Below are 21,680 nucleotides of genomic sequence, written 5' to 3'. Positions count from 1 at the left end.
AGATAAAAAGAAAGAATTTCTGCTTATAGATAAAAAAACACCTTCATAAATGAGGTGTTTAAAAGATTTGGTAATTAGTTGTTTGGAGTATTCGTTACGGCAATTATTTTTAAATTTTTAATTCCGGCAGGCAATTGCCATTCCACTTCGTCATTTTCTTTAAAGCCAATTATTGCGACGGATAAAGGAGCCAAAATAGAAACTTTTCCTTCTTTAATATTGGATTGTGAAGGCATAACAATTTGAATTTTCATTTGCTGTTTGGTCTTGGTATCTTCGACTGTTGCATGAGAATTCATTCGGATAATAGATTCGTCAAGAACACCTTCTTTGTTGACAATTGCCCGATCTAATTCTTGTGTAAGCAAAGCGATTTCTCTAATATTCGTACTGTCTTTTGCATTTTTCACCAATTCCCGAAGAATGTGATAATCGGTAATTGTTAAAACTGGAGTTGGCTTCATTTGGATTTAGTTTAAGTTTATTTTTTCGGTTTTAGCTTTATTTTCAAAATCGTTAAAAAATAGTGCTGCAAAACTTTCATTCGTTTTATGGTCAATTCTGCGGTAAAAAACATCTGGAGTAATGGCTTTTGGGGAATCAAATCCACAAGCTCCAATGAATTCTGCAAAAGCTTTTAACGTGTTGTTGTGAAAATGAGCAACGCGCACACTTTTTTCAGTAATATCCAATCCTTTGTATAAAGCTTTATCCTGTGTTGCAATACCAACAGGACATTTGCCACTATCACATTGCAGCGCTTGAATACAGCCTAGCGCAAACATCATTCCTCGTGCGCTGTAACAGGCATCGACGCCAAGTGATATTGCTTTAGCGATATCAAAACCAGTGATGATTTTTCCAGAAGCCATAATTTTAACTTGATCCCTGAGTTCAAATTGTTTTAAGGTTTTGGTAACAAATATCAAAGCATCCGAAAGTGCCATTCCCATATAATCAATAAATTCTAAAGGTGCTGCTCCAGTTCCTCCTTCTGCTCCGTCAATGGTAATGAAATCAGGAACAATTCCTGTTTCTTTCATGGCTTGAACAATTGCTATGAATTCATCTTGACGCCCAATGCAAATTTTGAATCCAACCGGCTTTCCGTTAGATAAGTGTCTTAATTTTTTTAGAAAAAACAATAATTCAGTACTGTTTGAAAAAGCAGTATGGGCTGCTGGCGAATGTACAGCCACATGAGGTTGGATGTTTCTGATTTTAGCAATTTCAGGCGTGTTTTTTTCGCCTGGTAATAATCCTCCGTGTCCAGGTTTTGCTCCTTGCGAGAGTTTTAACTCAATCATTTTAACTTGTGGAAAGTTGGCTTTTTCTGTAAATAATCCTTCTGAAAAGGTACCATCGTCTTTTCTGCATCCAAAATATCCAGTTCCGATTTGCCAAATTAAATCACCGCCTTCTAAGTGAAAATCACTGATTCCTCCTTCGCCTGTATTATGTGCAAATCCGCCTTTCTGGGCTCCTTTATTCAAAGAAGAAATGGCAGTTTTGCTCAATGCGCCATAACTCATGGCACTGATATTATAAATACTGGCGCTATAAGGCTGCAAACATTGGCTGTTCCCAACGGTGGTTCTGAAAAATTGTTTGTCGGCTCTTTTTGGATAAATAGAATGCGCTGCCCATTCGTACCCAATTCTGTTGGGGTCATCCTGCATTCCGAAAGAGATAGTTTGCTTTACATTTTTGGCTCTTTGATAAACGATAGTTCGTTGTCTGCGATTAAAAGGTTTTCCGTCTAATTCGCCTTCAAAGAAATATTGACGCATTTCCGGACGAAAAGATTCTAAGAAATACCTGAATCGACCCACAATTGGGTAGTTTTTTTTAACGGTATGTTTGGATTGGAAAGTATCCGAAAGGAGCATATAAACTAATAAAAGAGGAATAATCAAAAATAAATAATCAAGATAATCGAAATAAATCAATACACTACTGATTGCTAAAAACGAAAGGGTTGACGCCCAAATAATTTGGTGCGCAGCTAATTTTTTTAAAAACATGTTTTTAAATTTGATTGAATTTTAAAAAGATAACTTTTAAAATTTCTGGTTAAATAAATGATGTAAAGAAAAACCTTCGTCTCGAAGTAGTTTGTTTTTATATAGACGAAGGTCTAATCAACAAAGGCTTTTGAATGCGAAAATTTTGCGCCAAACACAAAAAACTCTTTAAAAAGAGTGGTGGAGGTTGGTGTTGTATTTGGAAATATTTTCATAAAATTTTAAATTCCGCAATACAAAAGTACATTCATTTCTTTTAGTTTTAATATGTTTAACGTGTATTTAACATGCCAGATTGGCTTTTTCTTGCTTTTAATTATGAAATATCTTTTTCTAATATGTAGGTTTTTATTTTGTAAAATGTAACTTTATGCTTCAAAAGTAAAACTAAAATTACATGGAACTGACCTGGCCTGAATTTGAAAGAGTAGAAATGCGTGTGGGAACTATTCTTGAAGTTAATGATTTTCCTGAAGCTAGAAAACCAGCGTACCAACTTACCATAGATTTTGGTTCTAAGATCGGAATTAGAAAAACATCGGCACAAATAACCAAACGTTACGAAAAAGAAGATTTACTTAACCGCCAGATTGTAGCGGTGGTTAATTTTCCTAAAAAGCAAATCGGGAAATTCATGAGCGAATGTCTGGTATTGGGTGCGGTAGGAGATGAAGGAGACGTAATTTTGCTGGCTCCCGATTTCAAAATAGAAAACGGATTGCGAATTGGGTAATATTGGATTCATAAACAAAAAACGAACTGCTATTTAGAGTATCACCATAAAAAAAGTCCAAAAATCTTCTGATTTTTGGACTTTTTTTATGTGTAAGTAAGGAATTAAAAATTAAATATCATCAAATTCAATATCGGTAAAAGTTGATGTTTGTGGTATAATTTCATCATCTGATTTTTCAGAAGCATATTCTTTTTTGAAATCTTTTTGGTGTCTTTCAGAGATTACTTCTTCGCCTTTGTGGTTCAAAACATAAGAAGTCATTTCGCCAAGAATTTCTGCAAAAGCTGCAAAATCTTCTTTGTATAAATAGATTTTATGTTTTTTGAAATGGAATGATCCATCTTCTTCAGTAAATTTTTTGCTTTCGGTAATGGTAATGTAATAATCATCTGCTTTTGTCGCTCTCACATCAAAGAAGTATGTTCTTCTTCCAGCTCTTAAAACTTTAGAAAATATCTCTTCTTTTTCTAACATGTCATGTTCTCTCATATTCCTTTCTATCAATTTATGGTTGTTAAGTAGTATCCAAAAATCTAAAAAATATATGTATTATCCAACAATTATAGCATTTCTTTTTCTGAAAGTTGTTTCAAATATAAAGCGGCGTAATAGCCTTCTTGATTTATCAATTGATTATGAGAACCTTGTTGTATAATTTCCCCCTTTTCAATGATGATAATTCGGTCTGCATTTTTAGCGGAAGAGACGCGATGGCTTACAATAATGGTGGTTTTATCCTTACAAATTTCATGTAAGTTGTTTAAAATTGCTTCTTCGGTCTCCGTGTCAACTGCAGATAAGCAATCGTCAAAAAGTAAAATAGGAGGATTCTTGATAATTGCCCTTGCAATGGAAACTCTTTGTTTTTGACCTCCTGAAAGTGTAATGCCTCTTTCCCCTAGGATTGTTTCGTATTGTTTGTTGAAACCCATAATATTATCATGTACAACGGCACTTTTTGCGGCAGCTTTTACCTCTTCTTCCGTTGCATTCTCTTTGCCAAACATAATGTTATTCTTGATACTGTCCGAAAATAAGAAAGCATCTTGTGGTACAATTCCAATACTGTTACGTAAATCAAACAAGTTGATGGTGCTTATTTCATTTCCGTCAATATTTATTTTCCCTTCTGTAACATCATACATACGTGAAATCAATGATAAAATAGTCGATTTACCAGATCCGGTTTTTCCTAGGATAGCTAAAGTTTCTCCTTTTTTTACTGTAAATGAAATGTTTTGTATCGCTTTTATATTAGTGTCTTCATAAGTATAGCTTACATTTTCAAAAGAAATAGAACCTTCAATCACTGATTTGTCTCGATTTTTATTTTTTATCTCCGGTTCGATTTTTAGGAATTCATTAAGGCGTTTTTGGGAAGCCTCAGCTTCTTGAACCATTGAAGAAACCCATCCTAATGAAGCTACCGGCCAAGTAAGCATGTTGACATATAAAATAAATTCAGCAATGGTTCCAATACTTTTTATAGTGCCGTCAATGTACATTAGACCACCAAAATAGATTACCACTAAGTTACTGATTCCTATTAGCGCTAACATTAACGGACCAAATAAGGATTGCACTTTGGCTAAGTTTAAGCTTTTGCTTTTGCTTTCATTGGCTAAATTAACCATATTTTGTTGATGCTGGTCTTCCAGTGAATAGGCTTTTATCACTCGGATTCCTGAAAATATTTCTTGTGAAAAACTGGATACTTTGGATAAATATTGCTGGAAAATAGTACTTCTTTTATTGATTTCGGAGCTGAGTTTAAAAATAACGTACGACAAAATTGGTAAAGGCAATAGCGTGTATAAAGTAAGTCTCGGAGATACATTGTACATATAGACGATTACAATTGCAAAACGGATAAAAGTATTAATCGAATACATCACAGCAGGCCCTACGTACATTCTTACTTTTGAAACATCCTCACTGATGCGGTTCATTAAATCTCCGGTGCGATTTTGCTTATAAAAGTTTTGCGAAAGGTTCTCATATTGGCGGAACACTTCGTTTTTTAAATCGAATTCTATGTGACGTGACATTACAATTAAGGTTTGTCTCATCAAAAAAGTAAGAAAACCAGCAATGATTGTTGTGGCAATAATCAGTAAAATATTTGAAATTAATTCTTGATGAATAACTGATTTGGCAATGGTTTTATCTTTGGCGAAAGCTTCAATTACCTTAAATGATTTGCTAATCAACTTGGGTGTGAAAAGCATGAATATTTGTGCGATAATGGTGAAAATAATTCCCAGTAAGAAACTGTATTTGTATTTGACGAAATATTTATTTAAATAACGTAATTCTTTCATTTTTTTAAGATATTCTGTGTTGAAATGGTTTCATTTTTTGAATAAAACCTTAATGTTAATACTTGTTAGTGATGAAATAATAATCAATTAAATTATTGAATTGGTGATTTTTAGATAAAAATCTACTGCATGTTCATTTTTTATGTAAATTTGAATTGTCTTTTTGACAAATTCATAATTCATCACTATAAAAAATCACACTATGAATGCAGCTTTCACAACTGGAAAGGAACTTAAAAAAATGGATCCCGTTTTTGGTCAATTATCATTTGATGATCACGAACAAATTGTATTTTGCAATGACAAAGATACAGGTTTAAAAGCAATTATTGGTATTCATAATTCGGTTATGGGTCCTGCTTTAGGAGGTACGAGAATGTTTAATTACGCAAATGAATGGGAAGCGCTGAACGATGTATTGCGTCTTTCACGTGGAATGACTTTTAAAGCGGCTATTACAGGATTGAATATTGGTGGAGGAAAAGCAGTTATTATAGGCGATGCCAAAACACAAAAAACTCCTGAGTTGATGCGTAAGTTTGGCGAATTTGTGCATGGTTTAAGCGGGAGATATATTACTGCTGAGGACGTGGGAATGGAGACCGCAGATATGGATATCGTTAGAGACGTGACACCTTATGTTACCGGAATTTCTGAATCAAGAGGAGGTTCTGGAAATCCATCGCCAGTTACAGCTTACGGAGTATATTTAGGAATGAAAGCTGCTGCAAAGCAACAATTTGGTTCTGATGTTTTGAGTGGTAAAAAAGTTTTGGTTCAAGGAATCGGGCATGTTGGAGAAACTTTAGTTGATTATTTGACAAAAGAAGGTGCAATTGTAACTATTGCTGATATCAATGAAGAAAAATTAAATGAAGTGGGGGCGAAGTACAACGCACAAATTTTCAGAGGTGAGGATTTGTACAGTGCTGATGTTGATATTTATGCGCCTTGTGCCATGGGAGCAACGTTAAATGACAATACAGTTTATAAAATTAAAGCAAAAGTAATTGCCGGAGCTGCCAATAATCAATTGGCTGATGAGAATGTTCACGGTGTAATTCTACAAGAAAGAGGCATTCTATATGCTCCTGATTTCTTGATTAATGCGGGTGGAATTATCAATGTTTATGCGGAATTAGCGCATTATGACAAAGCGGAGATCATGCGTAAAACAGAAAATATTTATAACACAACATTAGAGATATTTGATTTTGCCATTGCTAACAAGATGACAACGCATCATGCTGCTTTGACTATTGCTCAAAATCGCATCAATCAAAGAAAAATAGAAAACAGTAAAAAGTAAAAAAACGTTCAGTTATCAGTATTCAGTGACCAATTTATTAGCGTTCACTGAATACTGTTGATTGAATACTTTTAAAATAAGCGATTATATATTTTATTTTAAAAAATGAAATACTTATTTTTGCAGACTAATTAATAAAAGTTCTTACAAGGTGGTAAATAGAAGACACATTCGCGTTAAAGTAATGCAATCCATTTATGCGATGCATCAAAGCGGTTCAGATAATCTGGAAAAAGAAGAAAAATTCCTTTTTTACAGCATCGACAATATTCAAGATTTATACCTTATAATGCTTTCTTCCCTGATTGAAATTTGTAAAACAGAGACTGTCTTTTTGCATAAATCCAGTTTGAAACATCTTGCAACTCCTGAGGAACGTAAACCCAACGAAAAGTTCATCAAAAACAAAATTTTTCAAATTCTTGCCGAAAATAATTCACTAAGCATTGCATTGGAAAACCGTAAAATAAATAATTGGTCTTTAAACGACGATTATATTTTATTGCTTCTAAATGACGTAAAAGCAAGTAAATTGTATGCAGATTACATGAGTAATTCAGTAAATACTTTTGAAGAAGACCGACAATTTATCGTGGATTTATTCATGGATGTAATCGTTCCTAACGAAAAATTGTACGAATATTTAGAAGATGATAAGTTGACTTGGGTTGATGATATTCCGTTAGTGAATACGCATATTATCAAGCAGTTGAAAGTAATTAAATCTGGTGAAGACGATAATTTCAGAGTGCCAAAATTGTATAAAGACAATGAAGATAAGGATTTTGTTAAAGATTTGTTCCGAAAAACGGTCTTAAACGAAACGGAATTAGCCAAAGAATATCTTGATAAAACACCAAACTGGGACACTGAAAGAATTGCCGAGATTGACACGATTATCCTGAAAATGGCAATCTGTGAATTTTTGAAATTCCCATCTATTCCTGTAAAAGTAACTCTTAACGAATATTTAGAAGTTGCCAAAGAATATTCTACGCCAAAAAGTAGTATTTTTATCAACGGAATTTTAGACAATTTAGTAAAAGAACTGGAAGCCAGCAAAAGAATCATTAAAGCTGGTCGTGGTTTAATGTAATATTAATCAATAAAAAAAGAATTTAAATTATGGAACAATTAACTCAATTTGCACCGTTTTTATTAATGTTTGTGGTAATCTATTTCTTCATGATCAGACCGCAACAAAAAAGAGCGAAAAATGAAAAAGAATTTGAAAGCAGCTTAAAAGTAGGGGATAAAATCATTACAAAAAGTGGTCTTCACGGAAAAGTTTCTGAGTTAGCGGATACAACGGTTGTTGTTGAAACGATGTCAGGAAAATTGAAAATGGAGCGTTCTGCTATTTCTATGGAAATGAGTGCAGTATTGAACAAAAAATAATTCTCATTTTAATGAATTAAAAAAGTCCCAACCGATTATTCGGATTGGGACTTTTTTTTGATAAAAAAGAATATCATTATTTTTTATTCTTTTTATTCTTCTTCGCTTTTTTTGATTTTGCTTTGGCCTTTTTAGCTTTTATCTTGGCTTTGACTTTAGCTTTTTTAGCTTTATCCTTTTTGGCTTTTTTTGCCTTTTTAGCTTTTGCTTTCGCTTTTTGTTTTGCTTTCTCTTTTGCGTCGGCTTTTTTAGCCTTTTTCTTGTCTTTATCTTTCATTTTTACTTTGTTTTTGATTTCGTTTTTACTTTTTTTCTTATTTGAAACGTCACTATTATCCTCTAGACTAATAGTCGAAATCTCTATCGTTTCCATTATGATTTCTTCAATTACCGGTTCTATGATTTCAACGGGTTCCGCTACAGGTTTAACGACTTTTGTTCTTCGAGCTCTAATTGGCTTATCAATTTCAGGTTTTGTTGGAGATACTGGATCAGTTTCCGTTTCTTTCTTTTGTATCATAATTTATAGTATTAGCTTTTATTCAATTAAACGAATATTGTTCTGGTGTTATTAAATTGTTAAGTAATTGTAAGTAAATATAGTGATTTATTGCACTGGTCAATGTTAAGTTTTTCAGAACGATTCAGATAATTTATTCTGATTTTCAGCAAATTGTAACCAAGAAAGGAAGTGTTTTCTTTTTTAAAAGAAAGAGATTGTATAAATGATTATGAAAGTAGAATGTATTATTCTAATGTGGCTTTAAATAAAAAGTCCCAACTCTGAGCTTCAGAATTGGGACTTAATTTTATCGGTATTTATCATTTAAACCAATGTTTTCAAGTATCATTGGTTTGATTTTTTCGATCCGGGAACGTTTGGTTTCTTCTCGTTTTGCAGTTTCAATATATTCTAAGAATTCATATTGTTTGTAAGGAGTGAATTTTAAAAAAGCATCTGCTAAATTGGCATCAGCATCTAATTCCTTTTGAAGAAGTTCAGAAACGATAGGTTCTTTTTTCTCGGGTTTACTATTCTTTCCTTGTTTTTCATTGGCAATCGCTTCATGAATATAATCTAATACTGCCGCTTCATTGACCTCTTCTTTTGATGAAAAGCGCCATTGTCGCAACGATTTGGTAACGCCTTCTTGCGCGTTAACTAAAACTTTTTTTTCATCTTTCAGAAAAACGCCATTAAAAAACCAAATTGTAAAATAATTTTTGAATCCTCCTATTCCAAGTACGTTTTTACCATTCAGGACATAAACAATACCGCCCCATTTGGTAGTTTCCACGAGTTCAGTTTTGACAATAATTGATTTTAGAAGTTCTAATTCTTCTGACCAACTGTTGTTTTTATCCCAAGAATGAGGCTTTTTTGAGGATTCCAATAGATTATTTTTTAGATGAATCTTCTGTTGCTGTCAATTCAGCAATTTTTACAATTACTTCAACCGCTTTTTGCATACTTTCTACAGGAACGTATTCGTATTTTCCATGAAAATTATGTCCGCCAGCAAAAATATTAGGACAAGGCAATCCTTTATACGATAATTGAGAACCATCAGTTCCGCCACGAATGGGTTTAATAAGTGGTTTAATGCCTATTTCTCTCATCGCTTTTTCCGCAATATCCACAATATGTTTCACAGGTAAAACCTTTTCTTTCATATTGTAATATTGGTCTTTAATCTCAGTGATAACAATAGCTGAACCAAATTGTTTTGCGAATTTTTTATTGATTTTTCGAGTAATTTTCTCGATTAATTCTTTACGTTTCTCAAATTTTTTCTTGTTATGATCGCGAATGATTAATTCCAAAACGGTTTCTTCGATACTTCCGGTTAAATGATGTACATGAAAAAAACCTTTGTATCCTTTTGTTGTCTCGGGTGTCTCATCAATTGGTAGTTCATTGATAAAATCATTGGCAATCAACATAGAATTGATCATTTTTCCTTTGGCATAGCCAGGATGCACGCTTTTTCCTTTGAAAGTAATTTTGGCGCCAGCCGCATTAAAATTTTCATATTCCAATTCGCCTATTTGACTGCCATCCATTGTATATGCCCAATCCGCTCCAAATTTAGCTACATCAAAGTGATGCGCGCCACGACCAATTTCTTCATCAGGTGTAAAACCAACTCTGATTTTTCCGTGTTTGATTTCGGGATTGTTGACAAGGAATTCCATTGCAGTCACAATTTCAGTAATTCCGGCTTTATCATCGGCTCCTAATAATGTTGTTCCGTCAGTAGTAATCAAAGTTTGCCCTTTGTAAAGCAATAAATCTTTAAAATAGCTCGGTGATAATACAATGTTTTGTTCTGCATTTAATACAATGTCTTTACCATCATAATTAGGAATGATTTGAGGTTTTACATTGGCGCCAGTAAAATCGGGTGTCGTATCAAAATGTGAAATAAATCCAATAGTTGGTACTTCATGGGTCACATTACTTGGCAAAGTTGCCATGATATACGCTTTGTCGTCTATTGTTACGTCTTGCATTCCAATAGCTTTTAGTTCTTCAACCAGTTTATTGGCTAAATCCCATTGTTTTTTTGTGCTGGGTGTAGTTTCAGAGTTGGAGTCAGATTCCGTATCTATAGTTACGTAGCTGATGAAACGGTCAATTATATGTTGCATTTTAATTTGTTTTATGCAAATATAAACATTTTTTCAGGAGCTTTTTTGAAGTAAATCAACAAGTAATCCCTCATTTTTTTTAACAGCTTAGATTCTTGAAAATGAGAAATACATTCCTGTTTTTCAATGTACATAATCTTGCAGATATAAAAAAAACCACCCGAAGGTGGTTCCAAATTAATCTCTCATTTTAGTTAACTTGTCTTTTGTTCTATCGAGATCTCCTTCCAGCTTATTTATTTTTATTTGTTGTTTGCTGATTCGGATATTTTCTTTCTCAATTTCAGTAGAACTGAGCTTTCCTTTAGATTTTTTCTGTTCAAATTTTTCTTTGAGTTTGATTAAATCTCTTTCTTCATTTGAAATCTTTGTTTTTATTGTATTTATTGATTTTTCACTGGAAAGAATTTTGTCTTGTCGTTTGTCAAAAGCTTTTTGTTCTTTTTCAAAATCCTTTTGCTCTTTTTCGATTTTATTAGCTTCTCTTAGCGCTTTTTTCTCAGCTTTGAGTTTGTCTTTTAGTAGTTTAGCTTCCTCTTTTAAAGCTTTTTCATTTGCATTATTTTGTATTGCTGTTGCGATAGCCCCAGTTTCAGCAGCCTTAGACACAACAACAGAGTCTTTAATTGTTGTTACCGTAGTTTTTGTCGCTAATTTGGTGGTGTCTTTTTTTGCTTCATTCTTAATTGCTTGCGCAAAAAATAGTTGAAAACTGGAAAGCAAAACAGCTGTAAAGAGTAATTTTATTTTCATATCTGTATATTTTTAAGTTGATAAAAAATTAAATAAATACTAATTTATTTAGTACAATATAAGAAAAAACATTGAAAAAAAATATTTTATTTTGAATGAAGCAGATTGAAAGTATTTTTTTTTATTTGTAAATAGCGGGGAACAAGTGTTTTGTTTAACTACTGTTTTTTTGCTATTTCTTCTTTGGCTACAGCCAAATCAAATGTTGATGTATAATTTTTTTTCGAAATATTTAATTATCGATGAGATAGTTCTATTTTTGCACCAACAACACTTCAACTATGTATAAAGTATTCATTCGCCCATTTCTATTTTTATTTGATCCGGAAAAAGTCCACTATTTTACTTTTTCATTGATTCGATTTTTGTCTAAAATTCCTGGATTTACCGCTCTTTTTAAGTTGCTTTATGAAGTCAACGACCCAAGGTTGGAAACAGAGGTTTTTGGTTTGAAATTCAAAAATCCGGTTGGACTAGCGGCTGGTTTTGATAAAGATGCCAAGTTGTATAAAGAATTGTCCAGTTTTGGTTTTGGTTTTATCGAAATAGGAACGCTTACGCCAAAAGGACAGGAAGGAAATCCTAAAAAACGATTGTTTCGTCTGAAAGCAGATAGCGCCATTATCAATAGAATGGGATTCAATAACGGTGGAGTTCAGGAGGCTGTAGAACGTTTGAAACAAAATAAAGGCGTTTTAATAGGTGGTAATATTGGTAAAAATAAGTTGACGCCAAACGAAGAAGCCACTTCGGATTATGAAATCTGTTTTGATGCTTTGTATGATTATGTGGATTATTTTGTGGTGAATGTAAGTTCCCCAAACACACCAAATCTCCGAGCATTACAAGATAAAGAGCCGTTGACACAATTACTGCAAACGCTTCAAAATAAGAATTTGGCTAAGCCAAAGCAAAAACCAATCCTCTTAAAAATCGCTCCAGATTTGACGGATGAGCAATTATTGGATATTATTGATATTATCAAGGAAACTAAAATCGCGGGCGTTATTGCCACAAATACCACCATTTCCCGTGAAGGATTGCAGTCGGAGAATAAAACTGAAATGGGCGGTTTGTCAGGAAAACCATTAACGCAACGTTCTACTGAAGTCATCCGATTTTTATCTCAAAAAAGTAAAAAAGCGTTTCCTATTATTGGAGTAGGAGGAATTCATTCTGCCGATGATGCGATTGAAAAATTGGAGGCAGGAGCGTGTTTGGTGCAATTGTACACGGGTTTTATTTATGAGGGCCCGGGATTAGTAAAAGCAATCAACAAAAAGATTTTAGAAAGATTGCAACAACCCAAATTTTACTAAAAGCCCTATCAATAATGCAATGCCAAAACTCAATAAGGTTCCGATAAGAACATATTCGGTCAGTTTTCGGTCTTTGGCTTCTTTTAAATCTCCAAATCGGAAAATAGATTTTGCAGCCAATAAAAAACCAATGGCTTCAAAATGGGCAGTAATGACAAAATAAAAAACGAACAGGCGTTCCAATATTCCAATGTAATTTCCGGCATTGGATAAGGAATCGTCGCTTGTTTTGTTTTCAGGAGTCCAAATAGAAATAATATTCTTTATAAGTATCGATGTAGGCTTTGTCAGTAAAAGTATTCCAGTCGCAAAGATCCAAAATCGGTTGTCGAATGCTGTAAAATCAATACGTTCGTTATTGTAAAATAGTGTAATTGCTATGAGCACAATAAGATGCAACAGTTGGTCAATTACAAACCAGTTGCGTTTTGTTTTATTTTTTTGAAAATGTAATTTCAAAAAATCTATTCCTCCATGCGTTACCGCCAGTAAAATGGCAAACCAAACAAAATCAGTCCCGCCAACTAAAGCCCAAGCCAAGATAAAATGTAGCAGTGTATGGATATAAAGATAAATACTTTTGTGTTTTCTGCTTTCTTTATCTAAAACCCAAGATGTAGGCTGGAATAAAAAATCACCAAGTAAATGTGCCAATAGTAGTTTTACAAAAATAATCATACACCGAGGTTTTTAATTTTTTTTCTGAAATGATTATCTAATTCTAGCACCAAATCAAACTGAGCTCGTTTTCGTCTGCGACTTACTGCAGCTTGATTTATTCCTAGTCTCACGCCTATTTCTTCTTGAGAAAGTGATTTGTTTTCTATGGATGCCAAAACAAATTCAGCCGATTGCACCAGCCAATTATCCATAAAGGTCAATCCTAAACGGAGCATTAAATTCATTTCTGTATCTAAATCACTATTGCCGGAATTAATGGCTAAGGTTGTTTTTTGTTTTTTTAAAGTTTCAAAAAGTTCACCCGAACGAACGAACGCAGTTCCGTTGCTTTCGGAGATTGTTGCTGCTGAATAGGTTTTATCTCCGAAACCAATACTCATTCTCGCGTCGAGCTTTAATGTTTTTAGATAGGCCTTAATTTGCAAAGCTGTCAGTAGCGCTTCTTCAGGATTTATAATTTCCATCTGAAATTCGTCACCACGATAAATTTCCCATTCACTCGGGTTTTTACCTTTGGTATTCAATAGTTCTTTCAAACCGTCAATCCATATTTTAGAGGGTAGTTTTCTTGAATTAACGATGTCTCCAGTGATTATGCTTGTCATATCCAAATATAATTAAAAAAGTAAAGGTCTACTTTAAAAGTTTAAAATAAATTATTACCAAATAACGTAATAATATTTAATATTACCAAATTGTGTAATAATTAAAATTATTACCAAAATACGTAATAATGTCAATTTTTAAAAATTTAAAACTGATAATTTAAAATTCATAATTGTTTTTCTATCTTTGGCTCTCTATGGAACCAATAAAAATTATAGAATGTCCACGTGATGCCATGCAAGGCATAAAGCCATTTATTCCTACGGCAAGAAAAGTGACTTATATCCAGTCTTTATTGCGTGTAGGTTTTGACACCATCGATTTTGGAAGCTTTGTTTCGCCTAAAGCCATTCCGCAAATGCAGGATACCGCTGAGGTTCTGGCACAACTTGATTTATCTCAAACCAAAAGTAAATTATTGGCGATTATTGCGAATACGCAAGGAGCATCATTAGCTTCAAAGCATTCTGAAATACAGTATTTAGGATTTCCATTTTCGATTTCTGAAAATTTCCAAATGCGGAATACCCACAAGACGATTGCCGAGTCATTAATTACGTTACAGGAAATTCTTGAAATTGCCGATAATACGAATAAAGAAGTAGTAGCGTATCTTTCTATGGGATTTGGTAATCCTTACGGCGATCCTTGGAGCGTTGAAATAGTAGGGGAGTGGACTGAAAAATTAGCTTTAATGGGAGTCAAAATCTTATCACTTTCGGATACGGTAGGAAGTTCAACACCAGATGTGATTTCGTATTTGTTTTCGAATTTAATTCCAAAATATCCAAAAATTGAATTTGGTGCTCATCTTCATACTACACCTGATAAATGGTTTGAGAAAATTGATGCGGCTTACAAAGCGGGCTGCCGCCGTTTTGATGGGGCTATTCAAGGTTTTGGCGGATGTCCAATGGCAACGGACGATTTAACGGGTAATATGCCTACAGAGAAACTATTATCCTATTTTACTTCACAAAAAGAAAAAACTGACATGAGTCCTATAAGTTTTGAAAGTGCTTACAATGAGGCTTCGAAGCTATTTGGTGAATTTCATTAAAAAATAAAAATGGCAGTTGTGGTTGAACTCAATATTTTGAAAATAATAAGTCTATGATTGATACGTTTGTTATACAATTCCCCAATTTACTTTTAACATACTAATATGATGAAACTACGGGCCATCCATAGAATTTTAGGCGTACTAGTTCTGATACTATTTTCGTCTTCATGTGCTAGTGATTTAGACTATAATCAAGTCTATGATATAAAATTAGAACCGGTTTTTATTGCAAATTTAGCCTATTTTGATATTCCTGCAGATGAATTTGTTACCGGAGGAGTAGAACACACCGTTATTATGGATGTGTCAGATTTCGATGTATTTCGTGATACTTTTTTTAAAGACAACTTAAAAAGAGTCGATTTATTTTTTGAAGTTAACAATACCATAAATAGGGGGTACAGAATAGATTTAGTATTTCTGGATAGAAATAATCAGCCTGTTCATTCCACAAATTTTACCGTGCCAGCGTATACCGGTGTAGAAAATATAGTTACTAAAACTGAAGTATTTGAAAATGCAACGCTGGACTTATTAAAAAGAACGACAAAAATTACTTTCACGCTCACCATGTTTGCTGGCCCACCATTAAACGAAAATAGCACAGGAAGTTTAAAATTACGTTCAGGAGTAACCGCTTATTTTGTAGTAGAATGAAAAAAATAATTGTAGTCTTTGTTCTATTTTTGTCGGTTAAAAGTATTTCTCAAAACAAGCAAATTTTATATAATTTCACTTCAGTGCCTCAGTCTTTGCTGACTAATCCGGGTTCTGATGTGAAGTACAATTGGTATTTTGGGATTCCTTTATTGTCTGGTATTTCTACAAATGTTGGTTCGAGTGGATTCTCCGCGTATGATTTATTTGCTGATAATGGAGTAGATTTTAATGTAAAACTGCGAAATGTAGTATTCTCCACAACAAGAAAAGATAGAGTAGTCCTAAACGAACAAATAGAATTATTTAACGGAGGCTTTAAAATAGCGGGAGATCAAGGGGATTCCTATGTTTCTTTTGGTATGTACCAAGAATTTGATTTTATGAGCTATGTGCCTAAAGATATTGCAATTTTGGCTTTAGACGGAAATAGAGATTATTTGGGTAAAGTATTCAATTTAGGGGATTTGAGTGTAAAAGCAGAAATGCTTTCGGTCTTTCATCTTGGATTTCATAAAAAAATAAATAAAAAATTAATTCTAGGAGCGCGAGGAAAGATTTATTCCAGTATTTATAATGCTAATTCAACTAGTAATTCAGGATACATTTATACTATTCCTTCCACACAAGGGGTTTATGAACAAATGATTTATTCGGATTTGCAACTCAATACATCGGGAATTGCTAAATACGATGATGAAGATTATGAGCCAAATGCAGTAAAAGACATTACTAAAAGAGCCTTTCTAGGAGGTAATTTAGGTTTGGGATTTGACGCTGGTTTGACTTATTATCCAAAGAAAAATATTCAATTAACTGCAAGTGTCATTGACTTTGGTTTTATAAAACATACCAAAGAAGTAGAAAGTTTGACTTTTAAAGGGGCTTACAAATACGAAGGTGTTATTCCCAAATTCAGTTCTGGAAATTCAGCAGAAAATGGATACCAAGAATTTAAGGATGCCATTCCTTTGGATACTTTGTATGCTGATTACACTACATGGCGGCCTACAAAATTAAATACTTCCATTCAATTTTCATTTGAAGAGGAAGTATCCGAAGATTGCAACTGCCTTAATTATGATCCTGAAACTATTTATAAAAGCGCAGTAGGTGCCCAATTATTCGTAATGTCTACTCCGAGAACGCCTTTAGTTGCTTTTACGACCTATTACAGAAGAAAAATTTTCAATTCGTTGCAAATGAAAGCAACCTATACGATAGATTCCTATTCTTATAAAAATATAGGATTGGGATTATCCAGTATGTTTGGACCGGTTAATTTCTATGTTCTAGCCGATAATCTTTTGGAATATAAGGATGTTACTAAAGCCAATAGTCTGTCTTTTCAGCTAGGGCTTAATGTTATTGTTGATGACAGTAAAAAATAATATGACTGTCCGCTAAACAGACCATGATTATTTTTTTACTGTCATCAACAATGAGATTAAGAGTCAATGGTATAAAAAAATTCTTAAAAAAAATTACTGATGTCCTGAATACCGCTTGATATCTTTATTTCTTTGTTTTAAAAAAACGCTAAACCTCATTGTTAAAACTGAACAAAGCCAGCATCTCTTAACCTCTAAACCTCACTGTTTAAAAATTATAATGTTTTCTTTATTAAATTCAATGTTTACAGGGATTTACAAAGTGTTTTTGTAAGTTTGAATTTTAATAAAGAGATTGAAATATTTTTTTGGTAATGGTAACGGACAGTCATAAAAAATAATATTGGTTTTTATTTGAATTTTTGTCGTTTAAATCTTTTGTAAATTTCTATCCATTGTGTTATTGAAAAACGAATGAATCAAATTTCATAGATTGTAAACAATTGATGTTAGACAATATCCGAGAAAAACTCTAGAATGCAATTTAATCATTTATTATAAAATTTACTCGTTTTTTTGCTTAAGATTGTTTATATTTGCACGCAATTAAACTCCAACTACAATTGCAATGATCGCACACAACTCTAAGATTATCGGTGAAGGATTAACTTACGATGATGTTCTATTAGTTCCTAACTACTCAAATGTGCTTCCTCGCGAAGTGAGTATTCAATCAAAATTTTCAAGAAATATAACGCTTAATGTTCCAATTGTATCTGCTGCTATGGATACTGTTACCGAAAGTGCAATGGCAATTGCTATGGCGCAAGAAGGAGGAATTGGTGTTTTGCATAAAAATATGACTATCGAGCAACAAGCTGCGAAAGTTAGAAAAGTAAAACGTGCGGAGTCTGGAATGATTATCGATCCAGTTACTTTGCCATTGACTTCTACTGTTGCTGATGCTAAAAATGCGATGAAAGAATTCGGTATTGGAGGTATTCCAATTGTCGATGAAAATAAAAAACTGAAAGGTATTGTTACGAATAGAGATTTACGTTTCGAAAAAAATAATGCCAGACCTATCGTTGAGGTAATGACCAGTGAAAACTTGGTAACAGTTGCCGAAGGTACTTCTTTGGAACAAGCCGAAGTTGTTTTGCAAGGGTATAAAATCGAGAAACTTCCAGTAGTAAATGCTGATTATAAATTAGTTGGTTTAATTACGTTTAGAGACATTACTAAATTGACTCAAAAACCAAATGCAAACAAAGACAAATACGGACGTTTACGTGTTGCGGCTGCATTAGGTGTTACTGCAGATGCTGTTGAAAGAGCTACAGCTTTGGTTAATGCCGGAGTAGACGCAGTTATAATCGATACCGCTCACGGACATACAAAAGGAGTTGTAGATGTACTAAAATTAGTTAAGGCTAAATTCCCTGACTTAGACGTTATTGTTGGTAATATTGCCACTGCTGAAGCAGCCAAATATCTTGTTGAAAATGGCGCTGATGGGGTAAAAGTAGGTATTGGGCCAGGTTCTATTTGCACGACTCGTATTGTTGCGGGTGTTGGTTTTCCACAATTTTCTGCAGTACTTGAAGTAGCAGCAGCGATTAAAGGTACTGGAGTTCCCGTAATTGCTGATGGTGGAATTCGTTACACAGGAGATATCCCTAAAGCGATTGCTGCGGGTGCTGATTGTGTGATGTTAGGTTCATTACTGGCAGGTACCATGGAATCTCCTGGTGAAACTATCATTTTTGAAGGAAGAAAATTCAAGTCATACCGCGGAATGGGTTCTGTTGAAGCGATGCAAGAAGGTTCAAAAGACCGTTATTTCCAAGATGTGGAAGATGATGTAAAAAAACTGGTTCCGGAAGGAATTGTAGGTCGTGTTCCTTACAAAGGTGAATTAAACGAAAGCATGCAACAATTCATTGGTGGTCTTCGTGCCGGAATGGGATATTGTGGTTCAAAAGATATTCCAACGTTACAGGAAACAGGGCGTTTTGTTCGTATTACTGCAAGCGGAATCAACGAAAGTCATCCTCATAATGTAACGATTACGAAAGAAGCTCCGAATTATTCTAGATAATTTATCGCTTAAAATCATAAAAAAAAGGCATAATTAATTCCGTTTTAGGGTATTAATTATGCTTTTTTTATTGCTGTAAACTGTATTACTCCGGCAATTCAGATGAGTCAGACAAGTCAGCCAGATTGTTTTTCAAATGTTGACTGTCCCAACTGTGATTGGTTGCAGCAACTTGGGAATAAATATCACTCTTTAATAACTGTTCCTGTAATTCAATTTCTTCCTTAATGGTAATCAGATATGCCATTTTATCGTGGCGTTTTTCAGCCAGTTTACGCGTGGTAATTTCATCGTATTTTATAAATTGCTGTCCTTGTCTGGTTGCCGTATATTTTCGAAGTCCTAATGCTACCAATGCATCAACACCCATATTTACAGCGCTGTATAAAGTTTCCCTGTAAATATGTTCCACTTTATGATCGATTAATTCATAGGCATCATTTCGGTTACGAGCACGTGTTAAGATTTTTAAATTTGGGAAATGTTTTTTTAAGGTTTCAATTACTTGAAGATTTACTGTTGGATTATCTATGGCAGCAATAAAAATTTTCGCATTCTCACAACCCGCAGCTTTTAATAACTCTAATCGGGTTGCATCCCCATAATAGACCTTGAAACCCATTTTTCGTAATAAATCGATCCGGTCTGAATCATAATCCAGAATAGTTGATTTTATTTGGTTAGCTCTCAATAAACGACCAACCGTACTTCCAAAATGCCCAAAACCAGCAATAATAACGGGATTATCCTCGTCAATATAATCATTATCTTTTTTTATTTCTTTTTCTTGAATTCGGGTATTAGGATAAATTATTCGTTCATTTATTAGGAGCAGAAAAGGTGTTGCAACCATACTCATGGCAATAACAGCCATAATTTGATTGGCTAAAATATTGGGAACAATATTCAATTGCATGCAGAAACTCATGATTACAAAACCAAATTCTCCCGCTTGGCTCAAACCGAAAGCGAATAATAGATTTTGATCTATTTTATTTTTATGAAATCTGCTGATTACAAATAAAACTACGAATTTCACCAGAGTTAGGATGGCTCCAAAAACAAAAATGAAAAAAGGATTCTCAATAATTAATTGGAAGTTTATTGATGCACCAACACCCAGAAAAAACAGCCCCAAAAGCAATCCTTTAAATGGTGCAATATCGCCTTCTAATTCATGACGAAATTCGGAGTTTGCCAATACGACTCCAGCCATAAAAGCACCAAGTGCAGGACTTAATCCAATTAATTGCATTAAATAGGAAACACCGACAACCAATAATAATGCTGAGGCAGTGAACAATTCCTGTAACCGAGTTTTTGCAATAATATGCAATAATGGAACAAATACAAAACGACCGGCAAAATAGATTGTCGAAATAATTCCAATGACGATTACCGTTTGTAACCAGCTCGCATAGCCTGTAATTAATGATTGCGGTGCGTCATTTGTTGCTTCAAGATTTACCGTTGACAAAAGAGGTAAAAAAGCTAAAATTGGGATTACTGCAATATCCTGAAAAAGTAAAACTGCAAATGAGGAACGTCCAACAGAAGTGTTTGATAATCCTTTTTCTTTTAAAGTTTGTAAGACAATAGCAGTGGAAGATAATGCCAGTGCCAGCGAAATCGCCAACGTAGTTTCCCATTTCCAGTCCATAAAAAATAGACATCCGATGAATAGAATAAGAGTGGTTCCGATCAATTGTGCAGCACCCATTCCCAGAATGAATTTTCGCATTTTCCAAAACTTGTTTGGCTCTAATTCTAAACCAATCAAAAACAACATCATTACGACGCCAAATTCAGCAAAATGCATAATATCCTGACCTTCCTGACCAATAAAACCAAGAATATAAGGTCCAATAATGATTCCGGCTAATAAATAGCCTAAAATGGAACTCAGCCCAAATTTTTTAGCAATAGGCACACAAATTACGGCTGCTGTTAAATAAATAATTGCCTGAAGTAAAAAATTTGTATCCATGTTATGTTTGTATTGTAGCAAACCATTCATTCAAATAATGGTGTTGCAAAATTTGATCCGTATCTAAAGTATTACTTTCTAAATAGTCAAGAAAATAGCCATAAATCAAACCATTTTTTTCATAATCTTCTTTGGTCATATTATGAGTTCCATGCACTACAAAAGGAGGTAAATAAATCATATTACACACTTTTGCAGTTTGGTTAAACGGTTCCAATAATTCAAGAATACTATAGCGATCACTACCTGTTTCACAATAATTTTCCTTGTCACCGCCAGTTGTAATTACCTGAAAAATAATTTTATCCTGTAAGGCTTTACCCTTTTTTCCATAAGCCCAGTTATGTTCCAGAACCATGTCAATCCATTGTTTCATCAATGGCGGGCAACTGTACCAATACATGGGATGGTGCCAAATGATAATATCATGCTGACTTAACAAATCTTGTTCGCGTTTTACATCAATATCAAAATCCGGATACTCTTCATACAAATCATGAAAAGTAATGTTTTCTGAATCGGGAATATTTTGCACCAAAGCTTTATTCGCATGTGATTTCTCGAATAAGGGATGGGAAAATAGGATTAAGATTTTATTTTTTGGCATAAATTTATTGTAACAATTTAAAAGGATTATCGTGTTGATTTACAATGTTCTTTACATAAAGAAAACAGCTCTAAGGTATAAAATATTGCTTAATTTTAATGATTTACTATCGTTCAAATACTATTTTAACAATAA

Annotated in this window: 21 protein-coding genes; 9 read left to right on the top strand and 12 right to left on the bottom strand. The window is 33.6% G+C overall.

Annotated elements, in window-relative coordinates; genetic code table 11:
• Window positions 1-74: 74 nt before the first annotated feature.
• Together ACNQGX_RS05070 and ACNQGX_RS05065 are read right to left on the bottom strand one after the other, a co-directional pair.
• Window positions 75-464 carry a GreA/GreB family elongation factor gene (locus ACNQGX_RS05070; protein ID WP_417974607.1) on the bottom strand — a complete coding sequence of 130 codons (390 nt, stop codon included), beginning with the start codon at window positions 462-464 and terminating at the stop codon, window positions 75-77.
• Between the two features lie 6 nt (window positions 465-470).
• Window positions 471-2,024 carry an FMN-binding glutamate synthase family protein gene (locus tag ACNQGX_RS05065; protein ID WP_417974605.1) on the bottom strand — a complete coding sequence of 518 codons (1,554 nt, stop codon included), beginning with the start codon at window positions 2,022-2,024 and terminating at the stop codon, window positions 471-473.
• 397 nt (window positions 2,025-2,421) lie between these two features.
• Here ACNQGX_RS05065 and ACNQGX_RS05060 point away from each other — a divergent pair, with 397 nt between their 5' ends.
• The gene (locus ACNQGX_RS05060; RefSeq protein ID WP_417974603.1) at window positions 2,422-2,757 is read left to right on the top strand and encodes a tRNA-binding protein; all 336 of its coding nucleotides are present in this window, start codon (window positions 2,422-2,424) and stop codon (window positions 2,755-2,757) included.
• Window positions 2,758-2,868: 111 nt separating this feature from the next.
• Here the strand turns inward: ACNQGX_RS05060 and ACNQGX_RS05055 are convergent, their stop codons facing one another.
• Both ACNQGX_RS05055 and ACNQGX_RS05050 read right to left on the bottom strand, forming a co-directional pair.
• On the bottom strand, window positions 2,869-3,249 hold the full coding sequence (locus ACNQGX_RS05055) for a PUR family DNA/RNA-binding protein (protein WP_099715976.1): 381 nt from the start codon (window positions 3,247-3,249) through the stop codon (window positions 2,869-2,871).
• 71 nt (window positions 3,250-3,320) lie between these two features.
• Window positions 3,321-5,081 (bottom strand): ABC transporter ATP-binding protein, encoded by a 1,761-nt coding sequence (locus ACNQGX_RS05050; protein WP_417974601.1) that lies wholly within the window; start codon window positions 5,079-5,081, stop codon window positions 3,321-3,323.
• A gap of 202 nt (window positions 5,082-5,283) precedes the next feature.
• Here ACNQGX_RS05050 and ACNQGX_RS05045 point away from each other — a divergent pair, with 202 nt between their 5' ends.
• From ACNQGX_RS05045 to yajC, 3 genes are all read left to right on the top strand, one after another.
• Window positions 5,284-6,390: a Glu/Leu/Phe/Val family dehydrogenase gene (locus ACNQGX_RS05045; RefSeq protein WP_417974599.1), complete on the top strand. Its 1,107-nt coding sequence runs from the start codon at window positions 5,284-5,286 to the stop codon at window positions 6,388-6,390.
• Between the two features lie 184 nt (window positions 6,391-6,574).
• Window positions 6,575-7,486, top strand: coding sequence for a transcription antitermination factor NusB (gene nusB / locus ACNQGX_RS05040; RefSeq protein ID WP_417974673.1), 912 nt, complete (start codon window positions 6,575-6,577; stop codon window positions 7,484-7,486).
• Between the two features lie 29 nt (window positions 7,487-7,515).
• Window positions 7,516-7,788, top strand: a complete 273-nt coding sequence (gene yajC, locus ACNQGX_RS05035; protein WP_099715973.1) for a preprotein translocase subunit YajC — start codon at window positions 7,516-7,518, stop codon at window positions 7,786-7,788.
• A 76-nt stretch (window positions 7,789-7,864) separates the two neighbouring features.
• On the opposite strand, the gene ACNQGX_RS05030 is transcribed toward yajC, so the two are convergent.
• From ACNQGX_RS05030 to ACNQGX_RS05015, 4 genes are all read right to left on the bottom strand, one after another.
• Window positions 7,865-8,308 (bottom strand): hypothetical protein, encoded by a 444-nt coding sequence (locus ACNQGX_RS05030; RefSeq protein WP_417974597.1) that lies wholly within the window; start codon window positions 8,306-8,308, stop codon window positions 7,865-7,867.
• Between the two features lie 289 nt (window positions 8,309-8,597).
• A complete protein-coding gene (locus tag ACNQGX_RS05025) occupies window positions 8,598-9,182 on the bottom strand; it encodes a YdeI/OmpD-associated family protein (RefSeq protein WP_417974595.1) in 585 nt (194 codons plus the stop codon).
• A 4-nt stretch (window positions 9,183-9,186) separates the two neighbouring features.
• Entirely contained in the window at window positions 9,187-10,440 is a 1,254-nt protein-coding gene (gene pepT / locus ACNQGX_RS05020) for a peptidase T (RefSeq protein WP_417974593.1), read from the bottom strand.
• 177 nt (window positions 10,441-10,617) lie between these two features.
• Window positions 10,618-11,193, bottom strand: a complete 576-nt coding sequence (locus tag ACNQGX_RS05015; RefSeq protein WP_417974591.1) for a hypothetical protein — start codon at window positions 11,191-11,193, stop codon at window positions 10,618-10,620.
• A gap of 281 nt (window positions 11,194-11,474) precedes the next feature.
• Between ACNQGX_RS05015 and ACNQGX_RS05010 the strand changes: the two genes are divergently transcribed.
• A complete protein-coding gene (locus tag ACNQGX_RS05010; RefSeq protein WP_417974589.1) occupies window positions 11,475-12,512 on the top strand; it encodes a quinone-dependent dihydroorotate dehydrogenase in 1,038 nt (345 codons plus the stop codon).
• Here ACNQGX_RS05010 and ACNQGX_RS05005 read toward each other — a convergent pair.
• The gene (locus ACNQGX_RS05005) at window positions 12,480-13,190 is read right to left on the bottom strand and encodes a DUF3307 domain-containing protein (protein WP_417974587.1); all 711 of its coding nucleotides are present in this window, start codon (window positions 13,188-13,190) and stop codon (window positions 12,480-12,482) included. The genes ACNQGX_RS05010 and ACNQGX_RS05005 overlap by 33 nt on opposite strands.
• Window positions 13,187-13,798 carry a hypothetical protein gene (locus ACNQGX_RS05000; RefSeq protein WP_417974585.1) on the bottom strand — a complete coding sequence of 204 codons (612 nt, stop codon included), beginning with the start codon at window positions 13,796-13,798 and terminating at the stop codon, window positions 13,187-13,189. The genes ACNQGX_RS05005 and ACNQGX_RS05000 overlap by 4 nt, the downstream gene beginning before the upstream one ends.
• A gap of 197 nt (window positions 13,799-13,995) precedes the next feature.
• Between ACNQGX_RS05000 and ACNQGX_RS04995 the strand changes: the two genes are divergently transcribed.
• The 4 genes from ACNQGX_RS04995 (at window position 13,996) to guaB (ending at window position 18,951) form a co-directional block, all read left to right on the top strand.
• Complete coding sequence (locus tag ACNQGX_RS04995) at window positions 13,996-14,859, top strand: hydroxymethylglutaryl-CoA lyase (protein ID WP_417974583.1); 864 nt, start codon at window positions 13,996-13,998, stop codon at window positions 14,857-14,859.
• Window positions 14,860-14,964: 105 nt separating this feature from the next.
• A complete protein-coding gene (locus ACNQGX_RS04990; protein WP_417974581.1) occupies window positions 14,965-15,519 on the top strand; it encodes a hypothetical protein in 555 nt (184 codons plus the stop codon).
• Window positions 15,516-16,910: a DUF5723 family protein gene (locus ACNQGX_RS04985; RefSeq protein WP_417974579.1), complete on the top strand. Its 1,395-nt coding sequence runs from the start codon at window positions 15,516-15,518 to the stop codon at window positions 16,908-16,910. The genes ACNQGX_RS04990 and ACNQGX_RS04985 overlap by 4 nt, the downstream gene beginning before the upstream one ends.
• Window positions 16,911-17,478: 568 nt before the next feature.
• On the top strand, window positions 17,479-18,951 hold the full coding sequence (guaB, locus tag ACNQGX_RS04980; protein ID WP_131996144.1) for an IMP dehydrogenase: 1,473 nt from the start codon (window positions 17,479-17,481) through the stop codon (window positions 18,949-18,951).
• 85 nt (window positions 18,952-19,036) lie between these two features.
• Here guaB and ACNQGX_RS04975 read toward each other — a convergent pair whose 3' ends face one another.
• A complete protein-coding gene (locus ACNQGX_RS04975) occupies window positions 19,037-20,938 on the bottom strand; it encodes a monovalent cation:proton antiporter-2 (CPA2) family protein (RefSeq protein ID WP_417974576.1) in 1,902 nt (633 codons plus the stop codon).
• A gap of 1 nt (window position 20,939) precedes the next feature.
• Window positions 20,940-21,545, bottom strand: a complete 606-nt coding sequence (locus tag ACNQGX_RS04970) for an NAD(P)H-dependent oxidoreductase (RefSeq protein ID WP_417974574.1) — start codon at window positions 21,543-21,545, stop codon at window positions 20,940-20,942.
• Window positions 21,546-21,680: the final 135 nt, after the last annotated feature.

Source organism: Flavobacterium glycogeni, assembly GCF_048286775.1.
Classification (GTDB): Bacteria; Bacteroidota; Bacteroidia; order Flavobacteriales; family Flavobacteriaceae; genus Flavobacterium.
This window is presented reverse-complemented; position numbering and strand designations above follow the sequence as displayed.